This is a genomic window from Micromonospora sp. NPDC051227 (assembly GCF_044455385.1).
Taxonomy (GTDB): Bacteria; Actinomycetota; Actinomycetes; order Mycobacteriales; family Micromonosporaceae; genus Micromonospora.
In genome coordinates this window covers 74,993-92,985 of sequence record NZ_JBITET010000019.1, presented here as the reverse complement: position 1 = coordinate 92,985, position 17,993 = coordinate 74,993, and the positions used below count along the sequence as shown (strand labels likewise).

17 protein-coding genes are annotated in these 17,993 nt (G+C 71.6%); 9 read left to right on the top strand and 8 right to left on the bottom strand.

Annotated features, from left to right (window positions below):
* Positions 1 to 132: 132 nt before the first annotated feature.
* Positions 133 to 552, top strand: a complete 420-nt coding sequence (locus ACIA47_RS30575; RefSeq protein ID WP_396711745.1) for a protein-tyrosine phosphatase family protein — start codon at positions 133 to 135, stop codon at positions 550 to 552.
* A gap of 349 nt (positions 553 to 901) precedes the next feature.
* Here the strand turns inward: ACIA47_RS30575 and ACIA47_RS30570 are convergent, their stop codons facing one another.
* Positions 902 to 3,196, bottom strand: coding sequence for an ATP-binding cassette domain-containing protein (locus ACIA47_RS30570; protein ID WP_396711743.1), 2,295 nt, complete (start codon positions 3,194 to 3,196; stop codon positions 902 to 904).
* Positions 3,197 to 3,361: 165 nt separating this feature from the next.
* On the opposite strand from ACIA47_RS30570, the gene ACIA47_RS30565 reads away from it, so the two are divergent.
* The 3 genes from ACIA47_RS30565 to ACIA47_RS30555 all read left to right on the top strand — a co-directional run bounded on the left by ACIA47_RS30565 (position 3,362) and on the right by ACIA47_RS30555 (position 6,265).
* Positions 3,362 to 4,090 (top strand): MerR family transcriptional regulator, encoded by a 729-nt coding sequence (locus ACIA47_RS30565; RefSeq protein WP_396711741.1) that lies wholly within the window; start codon positions 3,362 to 3,364, stop codon positions 4,088 to 4,090.
* Positions 4,091 to 4,137: 47 nt separating this feature from the next.
* Complete coding sequence (locus tag ACIA47_RS30560) at positions 4,138 to 5,346, top strand: D-alanyl-D-alanine carboxypeptidase family protein (RefSeq protein ID WP_396711739.1); 1,209 nt, start codon at positions 4,138 to 4,140, stop codon at positions 5,344 to 5,346.
* A 70-nt stretch (positions 5,347 to 5,416) separates the two neighbouring features.
* The gene (locus ACIA47_RS30555) at positions 5,417 to 6,265 is read left to right on the top strand and encodes a peptidylprolyl isomerase (RefSeq protein ID WP_396711737.1); all 849 of its coding nucleotides are present in this window, start codon (positions 5,417 to 5,419) and stop codon (positions 6,263 to 6,265) included.
* A gap of 135 nt (positions 6,266 to 6,400) precedes the next feature.
* Here the strand turns inward: ACIA47_RS30555 and ACIA47_RS30550 are convergent, their stop codons facing one another.
* Positions 6,401 to 7,438 carry a LacI family DNA-binding transcriptional regulator gene (locus tag ACIA47_RS30550; RefSeq protein ID WP_203117702.1) on the bottom strand — a complete coding sequence of 346 codons (1,038 nt, stop codon included), beginning with the start codon at positions 7,436 to 7,438 and terminating at the stop codon, positions 6,401 to 6,403.
* 238 nt (positions 7,439 to 7,676) lie between these two features.
* Here ACIA47_RS30550 and ACIA47_RS30545 point away from each other — a divergent pair, with 238 nt between their 5' ends.
* On the top strand, positions 7,677 to 8,525 hold the full coding sequence (locus tag ACIA47_RS30545) for a M15 family metallopeptidase (protein WP_396711735.1): 849 nt from the start codon (positions 7,677 to 7,679) through the stop codon (positions 8,523 to 8,525).
* A gap of 3 nt (positions 8,526 to 8,528) precedes the next feature.
* Here the strand turns inward: ACIA47_RS30545 and ACIA47_RS30540 are convergent, their stop codons facing one another.
* Positions 8,529 to 9,716: a spore photoproduct lyase family protein gene (locus tag ACIA47_RS30540; RefSeq protein ID WP_396711733.1), complete on the bottom strand. Its 1,188-nt coding sequence runs from the start codon at positions 9,714 to 9,716 to the stop codon at positions 8,529 to 8,531.
* Between the two features lie 158 nt (positions 9,717 to 9,874).
* Between ACIA47_RS30540 and ACIA47_RS30535 the strand changes: the two genes are divergently transcribed.
* The gene (locus tag ACIA47_RS30535; protein WP_396711731.1) at positions 9,875 to 11,182 is read left to right on the top strand and encodes an RICIN domain-containing protein; all 1,308 of its coding nucleotides are present in this window, start codon (positions 9,875 to 9,877) and stop codon (positions 11,180 to 11,182) included.
* Here ACIA47_RS30535 and ACIA47_RS30530 read toward each other — a convergent pair.
* Positions 11,177 to 11,740, bottom strand: a complete 564-nt coding sequence (locus ACIA47_RS30530) for a WYL domain-containing protein (RefSeq protein WP_203117696.1) — start codon at positions 11,738 to 11,740, stop codon at positions 11,177 to 11,179. The two genes, ACIA47_RS30535 and ACIA47_RS30530, sit on opposite strands and share 6 nt — an antisense overlap.
* The gene (locus ACIA47_RS30525; RefSeq protein WP_396711729.1) at positions 11,676 to 12,038 is read right to left on the bottom strand and encodes a hypothetical protein; all 363 of its coding nucleotides are present in this window, start codon (positions 12,036 to 12,038) and stop codon (positions 11,676 to 11,678) included. Before ACIA47_RS30525 ends, ACIA47_RS30530 begins: the two co-directional genes overlap by 65 nt.
* A gap of 281 nt (positions 12,039 to 12,319) precedes the next feature.
* On the opposite strand from ACIA47_RS30525, the gene cutA reads away from it, so the two are divergent.
* Positions 12,320 to 12,592 carry a divalent cation tolerance protein CutA gene (cutA, locus tag ACIA47_RS30520; protein ID WP_238410350.1) on the top strand — a complete coding sequence of 91 codons (273 nt, stop codon included), beginning with the start codon at positions 12,320 to 12,322 and terminating at the stop codon, positions 12,590 to 12,592.
* Here the strand turns inward: cutA and ACIA47_RS30515 are convergent.
* Positions 12,567 to 13,736 carry a helix-turn-helix domain-containing protein gene (locus tag ACIA47_RS30515; protein WP_396711748.1) on the bottom strand — a complete coding sequence of 390 codons (1,170 nt, stop codon included), beginning with the start codon at positions 13,734 to 13,736 and terminating at the stop codon, positions 12,567 to 12,569. The genes cutA and ACIA47_RS30515 overlap by 26 nt on opposite strands.
* 363 nt (positions 13,737 to 14,099) lie before the next feature.
* On the opposite strand from ACIA47_RS30515, the gene ACIA47_RS30510 reads away from it, so the two are divergent.
* Positions 14,100 to 14,225 carry a hypothetical protein gene (locus tag ACIA47_RS30510; RefSeq protein ID WP_396711727.1) on the top strand — a complete coding sequence of 42 codons (126 nt, stop codon included), beginning with the start codon at positions 14,100 to 14,102 and terminating at the stop codon, positions 14,223 to 14,225.
* 128 nt (positions 14,226 to 14,353) lie between these two features.
* The gene (locus tag ACIA47_RS30505) at positions 14,354 to 15,553 is read left to right on the top strand and encodes an RtcB family protein (protein WP_396711725.1); all 1,200 of its coding nucleotides are present in this window, start codon (positions 14,354 to 14,356) and stop codon (positions 15,551 to 15,553) included.
* Positions 15,554 to 15,594: 41 nt separating this feature from the next.
* Here ACIA47_RS30505 and ACIA47_RS30500 read toward each other — a convergent pair whose 3' ends face one another.
* A complete protein-coding gene (locus ACIA47_RS30500) occupies positions 15,595 to 16,386 on the bottom strand; it encodes a maleylpyruvate isomerase family mycothiol-dependent enzyme (protein WP_396711723.1) in 792 nt (263 codons plus the stop codon).
* A 110-nt stretch (positions 16,387 to 16,496) separates the two neighbouring features.
* A complete protein-coding gene (locus ACIA47_RS30495; RefSeq protein WP_203117681.1) occupies positions 16,497 to 17,990 on the bottom strand; it encodes a DHA2 family efflux MFS transporter permease subunit in 1,494 nt (497 codons plus the stop codon).
* Positions 17,991 to 17,993 lie beyond the last annotated feature (3 nt).

Genomic DNA, 17,993 nt, shown 5'->3' with positions numbered 1-17,993 from the left:
TTCGGCTGGAGCCGCGTCGTGCCACTCGCCGAGAGGCGACCTGCACACCGACACCAGCGCCGCCCCCGGCTCACCAACCGGGGGCGGCGCTGTCTGTGCTCATCCGCCAGAGCGTCGCGGCACAATGTCCGGATGACTGACGCACAGCCGTGGTCCGAGCAGTCGGGCGTACTCGTACTCCCCAGTGGGGCGGCGGTGCGCGGACGCCGCGTCGCTGCCGCGACCTCGCCCGCCGACTTCGCCGTGCTGCTGGCACCTGGTCCGGAGCCGGCTTGGCCGCACCGACGGATCCGGTGGCCCGATTTTTGGGTGCCGCTCGACCGCGCCGAAGCCCTCGACGTCCTACGGGAGGCGCTGCGACGGGCCCATGACGGGGAACGAGTTGAGGTGGCCTGCCGGGGTGGGGTGGGTCGTACCGGAACGGCCCTGGCCGCGCTGGCGATCCTCGACGGTCTGCCGGTCGAGCGGGCGGTGCCGTGGGTGCGGGCCGGCTACCACCGGAAGGCGGTGGAGACCCCCTGGCAGCGGCGCTGGCTGCGCCGCGTCACCTGACACCGCCGCCGGCCCGCCGCTGGCCGGAGCGTCACCAGCGTCACCTGACACCACCGTCGGACCACCGCCGGGCCACCGACGGCCCGGCGTCGGGCCGGCGTCGGACCACCGCCGGGCCACCGATGGGCCGGCGTCGGACCACCGCCGGACCACCGCGGACCGGCGTCGGCGTCACCTGACGCTGCCGCCGGCCGGACCGCCGTCGCTCGTGCCGGCCACCAGTGACGCCGCGTCAGCCGACCGCCGCCGCTGGCACCGCCGGACGGGTCGGCGCGCGCCCAACCAGTCCACAGCCGCTCGCGCCGGAACCCGTCGCCGCTGTGTTCCGGCCGGTGGCAGGGCAGCGCTGTCAGCCCTGGCCGATCACCGCCGGGTCGTTGACGTATTCGCGGAGGTGCTTGGCGGTGAGGGTGTCGCCGGTGGCGACCAGTTCGGCCGGTGTGCCGGTGAAGACGATGCGGCCACCGTCGTGGCCGGCGCCGGGGCCGAGGTCGATGAGCCAGTCGGCGTGTGCCATGACCGCCTGGTGGTGCTCGATGACGATCACCGTGTTTCCGGCGTCGACCATCCGGTCGAGCAGGGCCAACAGTTGGTCCACGTCGGCCAGGTGCAGGCCCGTGGTCGGCTCGTCCAGGACGTACGTGGTGGTCTTCTCGGCCAGGTGGATGGCGAGCTTGAGTCGTTGCCGCTCCCCGCCGGACAGGGTGGTCAGTGGCTGGCCGAGGCTGAGGTAGCCCAGCCCGACGTCGACCAGCCGACCGAGGATGAGGTGCGCCGCCCCGCTGGGAAAGAACGCGTACGCCTCGGTGACCGACATGGTCAGGACGTCGTGAATGTTCTTGCCGCGCAGCGTGTACGTGAGAACCTCGTCGGTGAAGCGTCGCCCCTCGCACCGTTCGCAGACGCTCGCGACGCCGGCCATCATCGCCAGGTCGGTGTAGATCAGGCCGATTCCCTTGCAGGTCGGGCAGGCGCCCTCGGAGTTGGCGCTGAACAGCGCGGCCTTGACCCCGTTGGCCTTGGCGAAGGCGGTGCGGATCGGGTCGAGTAGCCCGCTGTAGGTGGCCGGGTTGCTGCGTCGTGAGCCACGGATCGGAGACTGGTCGACGATGACGACCCCGGACCGGCCGCGCAGCGACCCGTGGATCAGTGAACTCTTGCCGGAGCCGGCCACGCCGGTGACCACGGTGAGGACCCCGAGCGGGATGTCCACGTCCACGTCGCGCAGGTTGTGCAGGTCGGCCTGGCGGATGGCGAGTTGTCCGGTGGGTTGGCGTACGGCGTCGCGCACTGTCACCCGGTGGTCCAGGTGCCGCCCGGTGAGGGTGTCGGAGCGGCGCAGGCCGGGGATGTCGCCGGTGAAGCAGATCCGACCGCCGTCGGTGCCGGCGCCCGGTCCGAGGTCGACGACGTGGTCGGCGATGGCGATGGTCTCCGGTTTGTGTTCCACCACCAGCACGGTGTTGCCCTTGTCGCGCAGCCGCAGCAGCAGGTCGTTCATCCGGGCGATGTCGTGCGGGTGCAGGCCGACTGTGGGTTCGTCGAAAACGTAGGTGACGTCGGAGAGGCTGGAGCCGAGGTGCCGGACCATCTTCACCCGTTGCGCCTCGCCGCCGGAGAGGGTCGCCGACTCACGGTCCAGGCTGAGGTAGCCCAGGCCGATCTCGACCAGGGAGTCCAGCAGGTCGCGGAGGTTGGCGACGAGCGGCGCGGCCCCCGGGTCGTCGACGGTGCGGACGAACGCGGCCAGGTCGCTGATCTGCATTGCCGAGCAGTCGGCGATGTTGAGCCCGGCGATCCGTGATGAGCGGGCCGCCGCGTTGAGTCGGGTGCCGCCGCAGTCGCCGCAGCTGGTGAAGGTGACCGCCCGGTCGACGAAGGCGCGGATGTGCGGTTGCATCGACTCGCGGTCCTTGGACAGGAGGAGCCGCTTGACCTTGACAACCAGACCCTCGTACGTCCAGTTGTTGCTGCCCACCTTGATCTTGGTGGCCGGCTTGTGCAGGAAGTCCTCCCACTGTTGCGGGGTGAAGTCCTGGAGTTTGACGTCCGGGTCGAACAGGCCGGAGCCGACGATGGTCTGCCAGTACCAGGAGTCGACAGCGAAGTTGGGCACGGTGATCGCGCCGTCGTTGAGGGAACGCTCGACGTCGACCAACTCGTTGACGTCGAGGTCGGAGACCCGGCCCAGCCCTTCGCAGGTGGGGCACATGCCCTCGGGCAGGTTGAAGCTGAACGCCCCGGCGCCGCCGATGGACGGCTGGCCGAGCCGGCTGAAGAGGATCCGCAGCATGGCGTACGCGTCGGTGGCGGTGCCGACGGTGGAGCGGGAGTTGACCCCCATCCGTTCCTGGTCGACGACGATGGCCGCGCTGAGGTTGCGCAGCGAGTCGACGTCCGGCCGGTTGAGGTTCGGCATGAACGACTGGAGGAACGCGCTGTAGGTCTCGTTGATCATGCGCTGGGACTCGGCGGCGATGGTGCCGAAGACCAGCGACGACTTCCCCGACCCGGAGACACCGGTGAAGACGGTCAACCGGCGTTTGGGGATGTCGACCGAGACGTCGGCGAGGTTGTTCTCCCGCGCCCCGCGTACCTCGATCATGTCGTGGCTGTCGGCGGCGGACCATGCTGGCTGCGACATGCGAACCCTTCACGGAATCGTGGCGGGACTTTGCCCCGCCGAGCACTGGCGGGTTCCATTGTCTCATTCATCCCCATGTAGAGACTTTCGCCGAGATCCCGGCGCAGGCCCAGCAGCACGTCCCGGAAAGTCTCAAATCACGTCGTAAGCGGTACGGTGACTCGCGTGGACGTCGCCTCGAAGGATCGGCTGCGCGCCGTGGACCTGGCGGCCACCGTCGGGATCTCGGTGCAGCAGGTGCGCAACTACGTCGAGTTGGGGGTGCTGCCGCCGGTGCGCCGCACCGCCAGTGGCTACCGGATCTTCACCAGCGAGCACGCCCGGGCGCTGACCGTGGCGCGGCGGTTGGCCGAGGGGCACGGCTGGAGCCGTACCCGGGAGATCATGGCGGCTGTGCACACGGGTGACCTGCCGGCGGCCCTGGCGGCGCTCGACGGCGGCCATGCCGAGCTGGACCGGGAACGCGCGGAGATCCGCCGGGTGCTCGGCGCCTTCGAGACCGTGCTGGCCAGCCCACCGGCGGCCCGACCCGCGCCACGCCACGGCGCCCGCATCGGCGAGGTCGCCGCCCTGGTCGGGGTCCGGACCTCGCAGCTGCGGCTGTGGGAGGAGCGCGAGCTGCTGCGGCCGGGCCGCACCCCGGGCACCAACTACCGCGTGTACGACGAGGCGGAGCTACGCGCCGCGCAGGTCATCGCGTTGCTGCGCCGAGGCGCGTACCCGTTCGAGATCATCGCCGCGGTGCTGGGCGAGCTGCGGACCACCGGGAGCGCTCAGCGGGTCCGCGCCGAGCTGGCCCGCCGCGAGCAGGAGCTGCAGACCCGCAGCCTGCGTCGGCTGCGGGGGAGTGCCGCGCTGCACGACTACCTGCGCGGTCGGGGCGACGCGAGTTGACCGGCATCCCGTCCCGCCGGGCGATCCTCGTGACTAGGGTCGGGCACATGAGAGCTGCGCTGCTGGCGGCCACGACGTCCGCCGTCCTGCTCGCTCCCGTGCCGGTCGGTGCGACGGGAGCGTCCGCCGCGCCGACGGTGCGTTGCCCCCGGGTCCCGGTGCCGGCGGCGTCCCGCCCACCCCGGCCGTCGCCCCCGCCCGCCGTCGGTGAGCAACGGATGATCGGCGGCGCCGCGCTGGACACGGCCGGCCTGGTCGTGCCGACCGGCGTCGCCGCGCCGCCGAGGGTCACCGCCACGTCGTGGCTGGTCGCCGACCTGGACAGCGGCCAGGTGCTCGGCGGCTGCGGCCCCCACGAGTACGGCACACCGGCGAGCGTGCAGAAGCTCCTGCTGGCGGCCACGATGCTGCCCAAGCTCGACCCGAAGCAGACGGTCACCGTCACCGACGCGGACATGGACATCGAGCCCGGCTCCTCGGCCGTGGGCCTGGTCGCGGGCGGCCGGTACACCATCGAGACCATCTGGCTCGGGTTGCTGCTCAACTCCGGCAACGAGGCCGCCAACGCGCTGGCCCGACTCGGCAGCGGGACGGACAGCGCCGCGGGCGTACGCGCCATGAACGAGCGGGCGCACCACCTCGGCGCGCTCCAGACGCACGCGGTCACCGCGTCCGGGCTGGACGGCAAGGGGCAGTTCACCAGCGCGTACGACCTGGCGCTGATCGCCCGGGCCTGCTTCGCCCAGCCGACCTTCCGGCGGTACGCGCTGACCGAGCAGACGTCGATTCCGGCCCAGCCCGCACAACGCACCAAGGGCTTCGAGATCCAGAACGAGAACCAGCTCATCTACCGGTACCCGGGGGCGCTCGGCGGCAAGACCGGCTTCACCGACCTGGCCCGGCACACCTACGTGGGGGCGGCGGAACGCGGCGGACGGCGGCTGGTGGTGACCCTGCTGGGCGCCGAATCGGCACCGATGCGCGGCTGGGAGCAGGGCGCGGCCCTCCTGGACTGGGGCTTCACGCTGCCCCGGGACGCCGCCGTTGGTCGACTGGTCGAGCCCGGCGAGCTGACCGTCACCCCGTCGGCGGCGCCGTCCGTCCTGGCGGCACCCGGCGCGCCCCGGCCGGCGGCGGCCAGCGGGCCCGCGCGTACCGGCTCGGAGTGGCTCTGGTCGGTGACCGCGGTGAGCGGCGCGACGGTGGTGGCGTTGTTGGGCGGCCTGCTGTGGCGGCGTCGCCGCCGGATGCCCTGACGGATCGACATCGGGCTCTGCCCTTCATAGACTCCGGTCTTTCTGGCACCACCAGTCCAGGAGGATCCCTGTGTCGAGTGAACTCCAACCGCGCCCCGCAGTGGCGGCACCCCGCCGGCCGGTGCGCGCCCTGACCCGCCTCGCGGGGGTGACAGCGCTCGCCGGGGCGCTGGTCGTCGGCTCGTCCGCCACCGCGCTGGCCGCCCCGGGCCCGTCGGCCGACACGGCGCGCGTCTCCGCCGCGCCGCCCGCCGCTGCCGACACCGCCATTCGACCGCCGCGCACCACCCACGGCCCGTGCGCGTACACCGAGACTCCGGACGAACCAGCGGCCCGGCCGGTGCCGCTGCCGCCCGACCCGCGGCGCACCCCGGCCCGGGGCAGCGTCCGGGTGACCCTGGCGACCAACCACGGGCCGATCGGGTTGACAGTGGACCGGGCCGCCGCGCCGTGCACGGTGCAGAGCTTCCTGCACCTGGTGAACAAGCGGTTCTACGACCGCACCCCGTGCCACCGGCTCACGGCGTACCCGACCCTGAGCGTGCTTCAGTGCGGTGACCCGTCCGGCACCGGTGAGGGCGGCCCGGGCTACCGGTACCGCGACGAGTTGCCGAGCGACCTGCCGCCCGCGCCCACCGACCCGACCGGGGAGCGCCGGGTGTACGCCCGGGGGGTGCTGGCCATGGCCAACGCCGGGCCGGACACCAACGGCAGCCAGTTCTTCCTGGTCTACGCCAACTCCGCGCTGCGACCCAATTACACGATCTTCGGCGAGGTCGACGGGGCCGGCCTGGCCACGCTGGACCGGATCGCCGCCGGGGGAGTGGCACCGACCGCCGAGGACCCGGCACCGGTCGACGGCGCGCCCGCACTGCCGGTGGCCATCCGCAAGGCCGTCCGCTGGCACCACCACCACTGACCGCGCGGCGCGGTGGGTGACAGTCGGTCGCTCACCGCGCCCGCCGTCGGTGACTCTCGGTCGGGCCCGGCCTCGCCGGAATTTTCGGGAACGGACCGGAACCGGTCCAACCGGTTTCCGACGCAGTTCCGGCCGTCACGCCGAGGCGGACGACCCGGTCAGCGGGGCGGCGGTGCTGTCCCGAACGACCAACTCGGTGGCGAGTTCCACCCGCGGCGAGTCGATGCCCTCGCCCTGGGCCAGGCGCAGCACGGTCCGGGCGGCCAACCGTCCCATCTCGACCAACGGTTGGCGCACGGTGGTCAGTGGCGGTGAGGCCCAGCGGGCTTCCGGCAGGTCGTCGAACCCCACCACGCTCACGTCGTCCGGCACGCGGAGCCCCCGACGCCGGATGGCCTCGTAGACGCCGAAGGCCATCTGGTCACTGGAGGCGAAGATGCCGGTCGGCGGGTCGGCGAGGTCCAGCAGCGCGGTCCCGCCGGCGAAACCGGAGGCGTGGTAGAAGTCGCCCGGGTAGATCAGCGCGTCGTCCACCGGCACCCCGGCGGCCTCCAGCCCGGCCCGGTAACCGTCGAGCCGGGCCCGGCTGCACAGCAGGTGCGTCGGCCCGGCCACGAAACCGATGCGCCGGTGCCCGATCGCGAGCAGATGTTCGGTCGCGGCGAGCCCGCCGGCCCAGTTGGTGGCGCCGATCGTCGGCACGTCCATGGCCGGCACGCCGGCCGGGTCGACGACCACCACCGGCACGTTGAGGCGACGCAGCTGCGCGTGCAGCGGCGGGCTCAGGTGCGAGGTCACGAAGATGACGCCGTCGGTGGCCCGGGTGCGCAGGTTCTGCAACCACTGCCGGGCCGCTGTGGGCTGCCGGTGGATCGCGGAGACCACAGTGCCGACGCCCGCGCCGTGCCCGACATCCTCCACACCCCGGATGATCTCCACGGCCCAGGGGCTGTCCAGGTCGTTGAAGACCAGGTCGACGAGACCGGCACGGCGAACGCTGCGGCTGGTGCGACGCCGGTAGCCGTGGTGGCGCAACAACTCCTCGACCCGCTCCCGGGTGTCCGGGGCCACATCGGAGCGCCCGTTGAGCACCCGTGACACGGTCGGCACCGACACCCCGGCCTCCCGTGCGATCGCGGTGATGGTCACCCTGCGTCCGTCGTCCGCGCCCACCCGCGTCTCCTTCACCGAGCCGGAGGAACGACCATCAGGCGTCGCCCACCGTGTGTCCCGAAACGGCGTGCCCGTTCCTCGCGTCATCTTGCCTCACCGATGGGGGTTGACGACATGCCAGGCCGATCGAAGCTTCGCTTGAGTTGCGGAAAAGTTCCGGAGTTTTTCCGGTTACTTTCGGTCGGCGGACCACATGGATCCTGGGATGGTTACCCAACCGGGCTGATAGACAGGACTCGTGCGCTACCGCCTGGCCGTCGTGCTCGCGCTCGCCGCGCTGCTCGGCGGCTGCTCACGGCCGGAGCCCCGGCCCGCGCCGGCCACGCCGCAGCCGACGTCGGCGAGCCCCACACCCACACCCGCGCCGACCCCGTCCACCTCCGTGGCGGCCCCGCTGCCGGGGTTCGTGGTGCTGACCGATCTCGACCCGCGCATCCACGCCGACATCCGGTACGCCACACCGCACAACTTCGTCGGCCGGCCGATCGCCGGCTACCGCGAGCCGCTGTGCCTGCTCACCCGGCAGGCGGCCGAGGCGTTGCGCCGCGTACAGGACGCCGCGCTGGCCGGTGGGCACAGCCTCAAGGTGTACGACTGCTACCGCCCGCAGCCGGCGGTGGACGACTTCGTCGCCTGGTCGAAGCGCCCCGATGAGCAGCAGACCAAGGCCGAGTTCTACCCGGACCTGGCCAAGAACCGGCTCTTCGCCGACGGTTACATCGGCGCGCCCACCGCGCACAGCCGCGGCAGCACCCTGGACCTGACCCTGGTCGACGAGCCCGCCGCCAGCCAACCTCCGTACCGGGTAGGGCAACCGCTGGTCGCCTGCACCGCGCCGCGCGGGCAGCGCTTCGCGGACAACAGCATCGACATGGGTACGGGCTTCGACTGTTTCGACTCGCGGGCGCACACCGCCGACCCCCGCATCACCGGGACGGCGCGGGACAACCGTCGCTTGTTGCAGCGGCTGATGACCGACGCCGGGTTCGTCAACTACGACCGCGAGTGGTGGCACTACAGCCTGCGCGACGAGCCGTACCCGGACACGTTCTTCGCCGCCCCGGTCGCCCACTCCTCGGTCGGCTGACCGTCAGGTCCAGTAGAGGATCCGGCAGGCCGGCACGCGGGCGGTCAGCTCGGCGGTGAACCAGTCGCGTAGCTCGGCCATCTGCTCACGGGGGTAGACGTACTTCACCGCGCCGAACTTGCCGTGCTTGCGGGTGCGGGACTCCTCGTCCATCTCCAGCCGGGTGCGCGGGTACCAGCCGAGCAGCACCTCCTTGCTGCCCGGCGTGAACCGGTGGGTGATCAGCTCGGCGGTCAGGTCCAGGTCCGGCACCCCGTCGACCGCCGCGCGGACCTGGTCGAGCAGTTCGCCGTAGTGCTCCCGCCAGTCCGGCAGCGCGATGATCGGCGCGATGGTCAGCCCGACCGGGTAGCCGTCGAGGGCGAGCCGGCGCAGCGCGGCCAGCCGGTCCGGCACCCGGGCGGTGCCACCCTCGAACCGTTCGCTTACCGGGGCGCAGTTGACGCTGAATCGGACCCGGGTCCGGCCTGCGTGCGGCAGCCCCACGAAGGTGTCCACGTCGGCGTACTTGGTGGTCCAGCGCAGCTGCACGGGGGCGTCCCAGTCGGCGAAGTGCTGCACCGCGCGCTGCCAACTGCCGGTCAGGTGCTCCAGGGCGAGCGGGTCGGTGTAGCAGGACGCCTCGAAGGTGGTGCCTTCGTCGGCGCGCCGCGCGTTGCGGCTGGTCACCGTGCCGCGCCCGGCGTACTCGGCCAGCCCGGCGAGGATGTCGTCGAGGTCCGCGTACACCCGGGTCACCGGTGGGCCGGACAGGGATCCGGCCAGGTAGCAGTACTGGCAGTGTGCCGGGCAGCCCTCGGCCAGGTCGACCCGCCAGTCCGCGCTGGGCGCGATGGGTTGCAGGGCACGCCGCGAGGGTGGGCTCACCACGATCGCCATTGTCGACTTGGCCCGGGCGTAGGTCTCCCGGTCGGTCTGCCCGCGTACACCGGTGAGCCGGTTGGCGCGCAGGTGTTCCACCTCGATGCCGAGGGCCCGCACCCGCTCGACGATCCGTTGGCCGTGCGGGTGGTCGAGCGCGGCGGGGGTGGCCACCACTCGGCTCGGGGTCCAGCGGCGCGCCGACCGTGCCGGCGGCGCGAGGCCGGCTAGGTCGCGGGTCGGCACCCGTTCGCCGCTGGCGTCGTGCGGCGCGGCGGGTACGTCCACGGCGAGCGGCTGGTCGACGTCGACGGCGTCCGGGCTGGTCATCCGGCCGGGGTACCCGTTGCCGCAGGAATCCCACCCGATCGGCCGCCCCGCGATTGACGCCGCCCAACCAGAACGCATAACCTCTCATCTATCTGTAAACCTTGTAAACAGATGCACATCGACGCGGCGGCGCGCGTCCCGACCGAAGGGACGATCAGGTGATCGCAGAACTCTCCTCCCGTACCAGACGGATCCTGTCGTTGTTCGTCGCCCTGGTCGTCGCGTTGACCGCCGGTCTCGCGGTCAACGCCTCGCGCAGTGCGCAGGCCGCGCCGACGTTCAAGGTCCTGGCCTTCTACAACGGCACCTGGGACGCCGCGCACATCGACTTCGTCAGGGACGCCCGTGCCTGGTTCCCGCAGGCCGCCGCCCAGCACGGTTTCTCCTGGGAGGCCACCAACAACTGGGGTCTGCTGAACAGCGCCAACCTGGCCCAGTACAAGGTCGTCATGTTCCTGGACGACGCGCCGCCCACCGCGCAGCGGGCAGCGTTCCAGCAGTACATGCAGAACGGTGGGGCGTGGTTGGGCTTCCACGTCAGCGCGTGGACCGACAACCCGTCGAGCTGGAGCTGGTACTACAACACCTTCCTCGGCACCGGCTCGTTCCAGACGAACACCTGGGGACCCACCCGGGTCACGATGCGCGCCGACAACCGCACCCACGCCGCGACCCGGAACCTCCCGGCGACGTTCCCGTCGTCGATCAGCGAGTGGTACTCCTGGAGCAACGACCTGCGGCAGAACCCCAACATCGACATCCTCGCCTCGGTCGACCCGTCCAGCTTCCCGGTCGGCACGGACCCCAACCAGTCCTGGTACGGCGGCTACTACCCGCTCGTCTGGAGCAACCGGCAGTACAAGATGCTCTACGCCAACTTCGGGCACAACGCGATGAACTACAGCACCAACACCGGGCTGTCCTCCACCTTCGACAGCGCGCAACAGAACCAGTTGCTGATCGACGGACTGCACTGGCTGGCCGGCGTCGGCACCGTCCCACCGACCACGCCCCCGCCGTCGGACGGCATCTCGCCGACCGCCTGGCACACTGCGGTCAACCGGGCCAGCGGCAAGTGCGTGGACGCCCGGGCTGCGGCCAGCGCGAACGGCACGGCCATCCAGCAGTACGCGTGCAACAGCAGCACCGCCCAGCAGTACCAGTTCGTGCCGACCAGCGGCGGGTACCTGCGGGTCAACAACCGCACCAACAGCACCCAGGTGCTCGACGTGACGAACCGGTCGACCGCCGACTCGGCGCCGATCCAGCTCTGGTCCTACAGCGGCGGCAACAACCAGCAGTGGCGGGCCGAGCCCGAGGGCGACGGCTACTACCGCCTGGTCAACCGCTCCAGCGGCAAGTGTCTCGACGTGCCGGGAGCATCCACGGCGGACAGCGTCCAGCTCATCCAGTACACCTGCAACGGCACCGCGGCGCAGTCCTTCCGGCTGGTGCCGCAGTCATAGCTCCACCGCCACGTCCGCGCCGGGGTGAACCGCGACCCGCCCCGGCGCGGGCCCGGCGGCGCGCGCGAACCGGGCGGCGACGTCCCGGATGACGGCGCGCAGCTCCGGTGGGTCGAGCACGTCGAAGTCGACAGCCAGGGTGCCGAGGAAGGCGGCGAGATTGCCCAGCGACTCCCCGCCCGTGTGCAGCAGGCAGGCCCGCTCGTCGATCGCCTCCAACAGACCCGCCGTGCTGGGGATCCGCCGCGCCATCGCCTCGGCCGACGCGTGCAGGCGTACCCGGGCGGGGTGTGGCCAGGCCGCGGAGCCGACGCCGCGCAGCACGTGCGCGACCGCGTCGCCACCTGGCGGCTCCCGCGGCGCGAAGCGCGGGCCGGTCGGCACCCGGGGTTGGATCCGGTCGGCGCGGAACGTCCGCCAGTCGGCCCGGTCGGTGTCCCTCGGCGATGCTGCTCGGCGAGTCGAAAGGCGGCGACAGCCGACGCGACCAGGATCAGTTCCGCAAGATGATGCGGCCCCGCACTCCAGCCGGAGGCGGGGCCACTTCGTTGCGGTCATCGGGTCCAGGACACGAACTCTCGTACAGGTCCGCCGTGTCGGCGGTCGGCAACTCCGCCACGGCCACGTCGAGCAACCCACCGACGTACATCGCAAGGTTGACCCGGTTGGCTTCGAACTCCTCGGCCAGCCGCACCCGCGCCGGGTCGCACGGCCAGTCCTGCTCGCACGCCTGGCAGTCCCACTGCGGCCGGCGGGGCATGTGCTCGCCGCCCAATCGGGTGTCTAGCGCCGCCATCGAGCGTTCCGCATGGAGGGCGTTGGCCGCCCGGATGGTTGTCGGTACCTCAAACATCATCGGTGCCCCTCCGTCAGTGGTTGGGGGTCGTCCGGTCATCTCCGGCACGGACGCCCCCGCCCTTCGGCGAAATGGTGGTAGTGGTCGCACGCATCGCGTCAGGTTCGGATGTTCACCACCGCCGTGCCGTAATAGCGACGCTACGTGGGATCGGTGGTGGTCAAACGGGTGCGGCTGTCCGCCGACTGTCCGCACCTGTCCGCGGACAGGTGCCCCGCTAGCCTGTGCGGGTGAGCGACTACGTGCAGGTGTCAACGGCCGCGCCGACCCGCGAAGCGGCGATGACGCTAGCCGGAGGGGCAACAGCGGCACGCCTGGCGGCGGGCGCGCAGGTGGTCGGGCCGGTGGCTTCCGTGTTCTGGCACCTCGGCGAGCAGGGCACAAGCGAAGAGTGGCAGGTGCTGCTCTACACCACGACCAACAAGTACCCGCAATTGGAGGCGCACCTGATCGACGCTCACCCGTGGGACAACCCGCAGGTCACCGCCGTGCCGATCGCGCACGGCTCGCCCGCATACCTGGCCTGGGTCAGACGGACCGTCGAGGGCGAGTAGACATTTCGGCGGCCAAGGATCGAAGCTCAGCCACGCACTGCATCCCGCTGTGGGGCTCGACCCGGTTGAGGAACGAATTCAGGCGTTGCGCTGGCCGCACCGACCCCACCCCACCTGCGAGTCGGACTGCGGCAGCCGCGGTGGCGCACGCGTGCTCAACCTCGTTGGCGTCCAGGTAGGCGTCTGCCAGCCACGACAGGTAGAGGGCTTTGTCGCGGGAGTGGGTGTCGTCGAATCGGGCGAGGGCACCCTCCAGTACGGGGATGGCGCGCATCGGCCGGCGCAGGACCGTCCAACACCGCCCGGTCATGATCTCGCCCTCCATGCGGTCGACCCAATACACCCAGTCGGGTTCGGGTCGGTCGTCGTGCTCGCTGAGACACGTGGTGCCCTGCGAGAGCTGCTGGTCTGCCGCAGCGGCATCGCCTCCGACGGCGTACGCCCAGGCGGCCCTGAGGTGCAGCAACGCCCGAACAGCTGGTGTAGCGGCTGCGGCGGCCTCGCATCCGGCCGTGGCGGTGTCGGAGGCGGGCTGGCCGAGGGCGAGCTGCTGGTAGGCGAGGAACGCGTACGCGTTGCCGGCGAGGGCGTCGTCGTCGGCGTCGCGGGCGGCGGCGAGACTGGTCTGGTACAGACGTGCTGCGTCGGCATGCCGACCGGCGTCGAATGCCGCCCATCCGGCGAGCTGGGTTTGTTCGGCGAGGACGGCCAGGAGTTGCCGGCCGACGGTCTCGCTGTAGGAGCCATCTTGGATGAGCCGGGTGGTGGCGTCGGCCTCGGCGGTGTAGAGCTGATGGGTGTCGACACCGCCGAGGAAGTTGTCGAGGCGGCGAAGTCGGGCCGTGCGTTCGGCGAGCCGTCCGGCTGTGCTGGGTCCGATGTGCCGTCCGTAACCAAGCAGTGTGTGAGGTAGGGCAGCGGCGAGTCCGGCTGCGGCCACGAATTCGCGCCGTCGGATGGTGGGCTGGGCGGCGAGGGCGACGAGTTCACCGGCGGCGTTGAGTGCGTCGTCGATGCGCTGCGCGACGTGGACGGTGGGCGTTTTCATGCCGGTCTCCAACTCGTGCAGGTACGATTTACCGTGATAGGTGATCTTGGCGAGATTGCGCAGGGAGATGTGCTGCGCGTTGCGAAGTTGTCGCATCCGCTCGGCGAACGACGGGTCGGTCACGGCGTGCCTGCCTTCGGGGTAGAGGACCCGAATGGCGGCACCGCCGGTCTCTACCCCGACGGGCCGCCACCTGGCACGCTACTCGCGGTAAGCGGAACCGTCACTTACCGCGCTGGGGTCTGCCGCACTAGCTTCGACCGGTCGAACGTCGGCTCCCCGCCGCCTGGCATGCGGTGACCGCCTCGGCGATCCCTTCAGGCGGCGGCCAAGCCTCACAGTGCGCTCGGCGCTCTGCCCGCCGGCGGTGGTCGAAATGCATATCCATTGCGGACGCACCGCGACCCTCCTAGTCTCGTCGGTGCACCGTCAACCGATCAAACCCGGAGGGAGTACGCCATGTCGCGACGCGTCCGCACCGCCGCCCGCTGGCGCCTGCTCACCGCCGGCACTCCTCTGCGGAACACCGCCAAAACCTGTTCCTGCTCCCCATTGCGGCGCTACGAGCCGGGGTGGCGCGACTGACGTCGACGCTGACGCGTCCGCCGGCCGCCCATCCCACCGGGATCGGGCGGCCCTTTCGTATCCGCGCACCGCCGCTGGCGACCAAAATCTGATCATTAACGGTCACGGCACGACTGAAGGAGACCACAATGGGATTCACCCCTCTCGCCGGTACCCGGGCGCCGGTCCGGGTCTGGACCGACCCGTACGCCATCGAGCCGCAGGCCGCCAAGCAGCTGCGCAACATCGGCGCGCTGCCCTGGGTGCAGGGTGTCGCCGTCATGCCCGACGTGCACTTCGGCAAGGGCGCCACGGTCGGCTCGGTGATCGCGATGCGGCAGGCCGTCTCGCCGGCCGCGGTCGGCGTCGACATCGGCTGCGGGATGTCGGCGGTGCGTACCTCGCTGACCGCCACCGACCTGCCGGACGACCTGGCCGGGCTGCGCTCCGCGATCGAGGCCACCATCCCGGTCGGCTTCGCCCAGCGCAAGAACTCGGTCGACCCGCGCCGGATCCGGGGCCTGGAGCAGGCCGGCTGGGACGACTTCTGGGGCCGGTTCGCCGGCCTGGACCGGCGGGTGGCGCAGCTGGAGACGCGGGCGCAGCGGCAGATCGGCACCCTCGGCGGGGGCAACCACTTCATCGAGGTCTGCCTGGAGCAGGGCGGCGCCGACGAGGGGCGGGTCTGGCTGATGCTGCACTCCGGGTCCCGCAACATCGGCAAGGAGCTGGCCGAGCGGCACATCGGGGTGGCCCGGGGGCTGCCGCACAACGCGGACCTTCCGGACCGGGACCTGGCCGTGTTCCTCGCCGGCACGCCGGAGATGGACGCGTACCGGCGGGATCTCTGGTGGGCGCAGGAGTACGCGCGGCGCAACCGGGCGGTCATGCTGGCCCTGCTCTGCGGCGTGGTGCGTGAGCACTTCCCGCAGGTCTCCTTCGACGAGTCGATCTCGTGTCACCACAACTACGTGTCCGAGGAGAGCTACGACGGGGTGGACGTGCTGGTGACCCGCAAGGGCGCCATCCGAGCCGGTCGGGGTGACCTGGGCATCATCCCCGGGTCGATGGGCACCGGGTCGTACATCGTGCGGGGGCGGGGAAACACTGACGCGTACTGCTCGGCGTCGCACGGGGCGGGGCGTCGGATGTCCCGGGCGCAGGCCAAGCGGACGTTCAGCACCGAGGACCTGGCCGCGCAGACCGCCGGGGTGGAGTGCCGCAAGGACGCCGGGGTGGTCGACGAGATCCCCGGCGCGTACAAGGACATCACCGAGGTGATGGCCCAGCAGGAGGACCTGGTCGAGGTGGTCGCGCACCTCAAGCAGGTAGTCTGCGTGAAGGGTTGAGAGGCCGCGCGGGCCGGGTCACCGGCCCGCGCGGCACCGTGTCAGAAGCCGACGAAGACCCGACGCAGGTCGTCGAGGGTCACCGAGCCGGTCACCTGCACCCCGTCGGGGGTGTACTGAGGGCCCAGCCGTCCGGTGGCCAGCCGCAGCCACGCCTCGGCCGGGGCCACCATCTCCCCTTCGGGACGCTCCGGCGTGTCGACGACCTCGACCTTCTCGCCCAGCCGCAGCCCGAACGTGCGCTCGGGCGCGTGCAGCCGGACCAGCAGCGTGGCCTCCCGGCCGGCCAGCTCCCGGGGTCGGCTGGTCCAGGCCAGCATGCCGCCGATCTGGTCGAGCAGCAGCGCCACCGCACCCGGCGTCACCGCCGCGAACGGGTTGAACGCCACCTCGGCGTCCCACTGGTGCAGGGCGAACTCGCTGAGCCGGAACCGGGCCGCGGTGGCCACGTCGACCGGCTCCGGCAGGAAGCCGAGGTCGATCCGCATCGAGGCCCGGGTCTCGGCGTCCAGCGCCTCGTACGCCTCGACCAGCCGCTCGTTGGTGGCGAGGAACCCGGCGGCGTGCTCGGCTGGGGACATCGCGTCCCAGCGTGCCCAGACGCCACGGTTGAAGTCTCCGTCCGGGCCGGGCGCGCCGGAACGGGCGGCGTCCAGCGTCGCCAGGTTGATCTCGGCGCCGCTGCCCAGGTGGCTCAGCACCTGGGACACCTGCCACTCGCTGGCCCCCGACGGCCGGAGCAGGTCGTCCTCCTTGAGGTCCCGTACGAGCACGGCGAGCTCCTCGTGGCCCGCGCGCAGAGCTGTGATGATCTGGTCAGCAGGGGTCGACATGGATCTCCTCAAACGGATTTTCGACGATGGTCGGAACGCTACCGGACGTGGCCGCCGGCCGGCCCACCCCAGGGGCGGGGCGCTCCGGCCGGCGGCCACGCCGGACAGGCTCAGCCCATGTGCACTGTGTTGCCGGTCGGGATGTCCTCCTTGCGGACCTTCACCAGGACCAGGGTGGCCAGTCCGGCGAGCACGATCAGCGCCGCGCCCCAGGCGAAGGCCACCCGGTAGCCGTGCACCAGCGCCTCGACCTGGTTGACCGGGTTCGGCGCCCGGCCGACCAGGTAGGCGGCGACCGCGCTGGTGTAGAAGGTGTTCAGCAGCGCGGTGCCGAGCGAGCCACCGATCTGCTGGGTGGCGTTGAGCGTCGCGCTGGCCGCGCCGGCGTCGTGGTTCGGCACCCCGACCAGAGCGAGGCTGGACAGCGGGACGAAGGTGAAGCCCAACCCCAGGCCCAGGACGACCTGCGCGGGCAGCAGGTGGGTGAGGAACGGGGTGTCCACGTCGATCTGGGTCAGCACCAGCATGCCCAGGGCGGCGAGCGCCGCACCGGCGACCATCAGCGGCTTGGCACCCAGCCGGGGCATCAGCTGGCTGGCGCCACCGGCGGCGATGAGCACACCGACGGTGACCGGCAGGGACGCGAGACCGGCTTCGAGGGGCTTGTACTGCAACACCACCTGGAAGTAGAAGGTCAGGAAGAGGAACGCCCCGAACAGGCCGGCGCCGATCAGCGTCGAGGTGAGGAACGCCCCGCCCCGGTTGCGGTCCAGCAGGATCCGCAGCGGCAGCAGCGGGTGGCTGGAGCGCAGCTCGATCACCACGAAGACGGCGAGCAGCACCACGCCCGCGGCGATGAAACCGAGCGTCGCGGTGGCGTCCCAGCCGTCCTCGGCGGCCTTGGTGAAGCCGTAGACCAGGGAGACCAGGCCGGCGGTCACCACGATCGCACCGGGCACGTCGTAGCGGGTGTTGCCGTGGGCCCGGCTCTCCGGCACCAGCGGCAGCGCGAAGGCGATGGCGATGGCGGCGACCGGGATGTTGACCAGCAGGCACCAGCGCCAGTCGGCGTACTCGGTGAGCACCCCGCCGAGCAGCAGGCCGACCGCCGATCCACCGCCGGCGATCGCGCCGTACACGGCGAAGGCCTTGGCCCGCTCGGTGGCCTCGGTGAAGAGGACGGTGAGCAGCGCCAGCGCGGCCGGGGCGAGCAGCGCGCCGAAGGCGCCCTGCAATGCGCGGGCGGCGAAGAGCATCTCACCGGTGGTGGCCAGACCGCCCAGGGCGGAGGCCAGCGCGAAACCGGTCATGCCGACCAGAAAGGTGCGCTTGCGCCCCCAGTAGTCGGCGATGCGACCGCCGAGCAGCAGCAGACCACCGAAGGCCAGCGTGTACGCGGTGATCACCCACTGCCGGTTCGCGTCGGTGATTCCCAGGTCGGCCTGGGCCTGCGGCAGCGCGATGTTCACGATGGTGGCGTCCAGGACGACCATCAGCTGGGATACCGCGATGACCGCCAGCGCGATCCAGCGCCGCGGGTGCGGCGCCCCTGTCGACGCCCCGGCGTTGGGCGCGCTGGGCGCGGTCGAGGTGGTTCCGGGCATGGT

Bases quoted from the DNA above. Each gene is read 5' to 3' on its own strand.
- ACIA47_RS30495 (WP_203117681.1), bottom strand. From the start codon at position 17,990: ATGCCCGGAACCACCTCGACCGCGCCCAGCGCGCCCAACGCCGGGGCG.
- ACIA47_RS30525 (WP_396711729.1), bottom strand. From the start codon at position 12,038: ATGATGTTTGAGGTACCGACAACCATCCGGGCGGCCAACGCCCTCCAT.
- ACIA47_RS30500 (WP_396711723.1), bottom strand. From the start codon at position 16,386: ATGTCGACCCCTGCTGACCAGATCATCACAGCTCTGCGCGCGGGCCAC.
- ACIA47_RS30530 (WP_203117696.1), bottom strand. From the start codon at position 11,740: ATGACCGCAACGAAGTGGCCCCGCCTCCGGCTGGAGTGCGGGGCCGCA.
- ACIA47_RS30515 (WP_396711748.1), bottom strand. From the start codon at position 13,736: ATGCGACAACTTCGCAACGCGCAGCACATCTCCCTGCGCAATCTCGCC.
- ACIA47_RS30570 (WP_396711743.1), bottom strand. From the start codon at position 3,196: ATGTCGCAGCCAGCATGGTCCGCCGCCGACAGCCACGACATGATCGAG.
- ACIA47_RS30510 (WP_396711727.1), top strand. From the start codon at position 14,100: ATGTCGCGACGCGTCCGCACCGCCGCCCGCTGGCGCCTGCTCACCGCC.
- ACIA47_RS30540 (WP_396711733.1), bottom strand. From the start codon at position 9,716: ATGACCAGCCCGGACGCCGTCGACGTCGACCAGCCGCTCGCCGTGGAC.
- ACIA47_RS30505 (WP_396711725.1), top strand. From the start codon at position 14,354: ATGGGATTCACCCCTCTCGCCGGTACCCGGGCGCCGGTCCGGGTCTGG.
- ACIA47_RS30560 (WP_396711739.1), top strand. From the start codon at position 4,138: ATGAGAGCTGCGCTGCTGGCGGCCACGACGTCCGCCGTCCTGCTCGCT.
- cutA (WP_238410350.1), top strand. From the start codon at position 12,320: ATGACGCTAGCCGGAGGGGCAACAGCGGCACGCCTGGCGGCGGGCGCG.
- ACIA47_RS30575 (WP_396711745.1), top strand. From the start codon at position 133: ATGACTGACGCACAGCCGTGGTCCGAGCAGTCGGGCGTACTCGTACTC.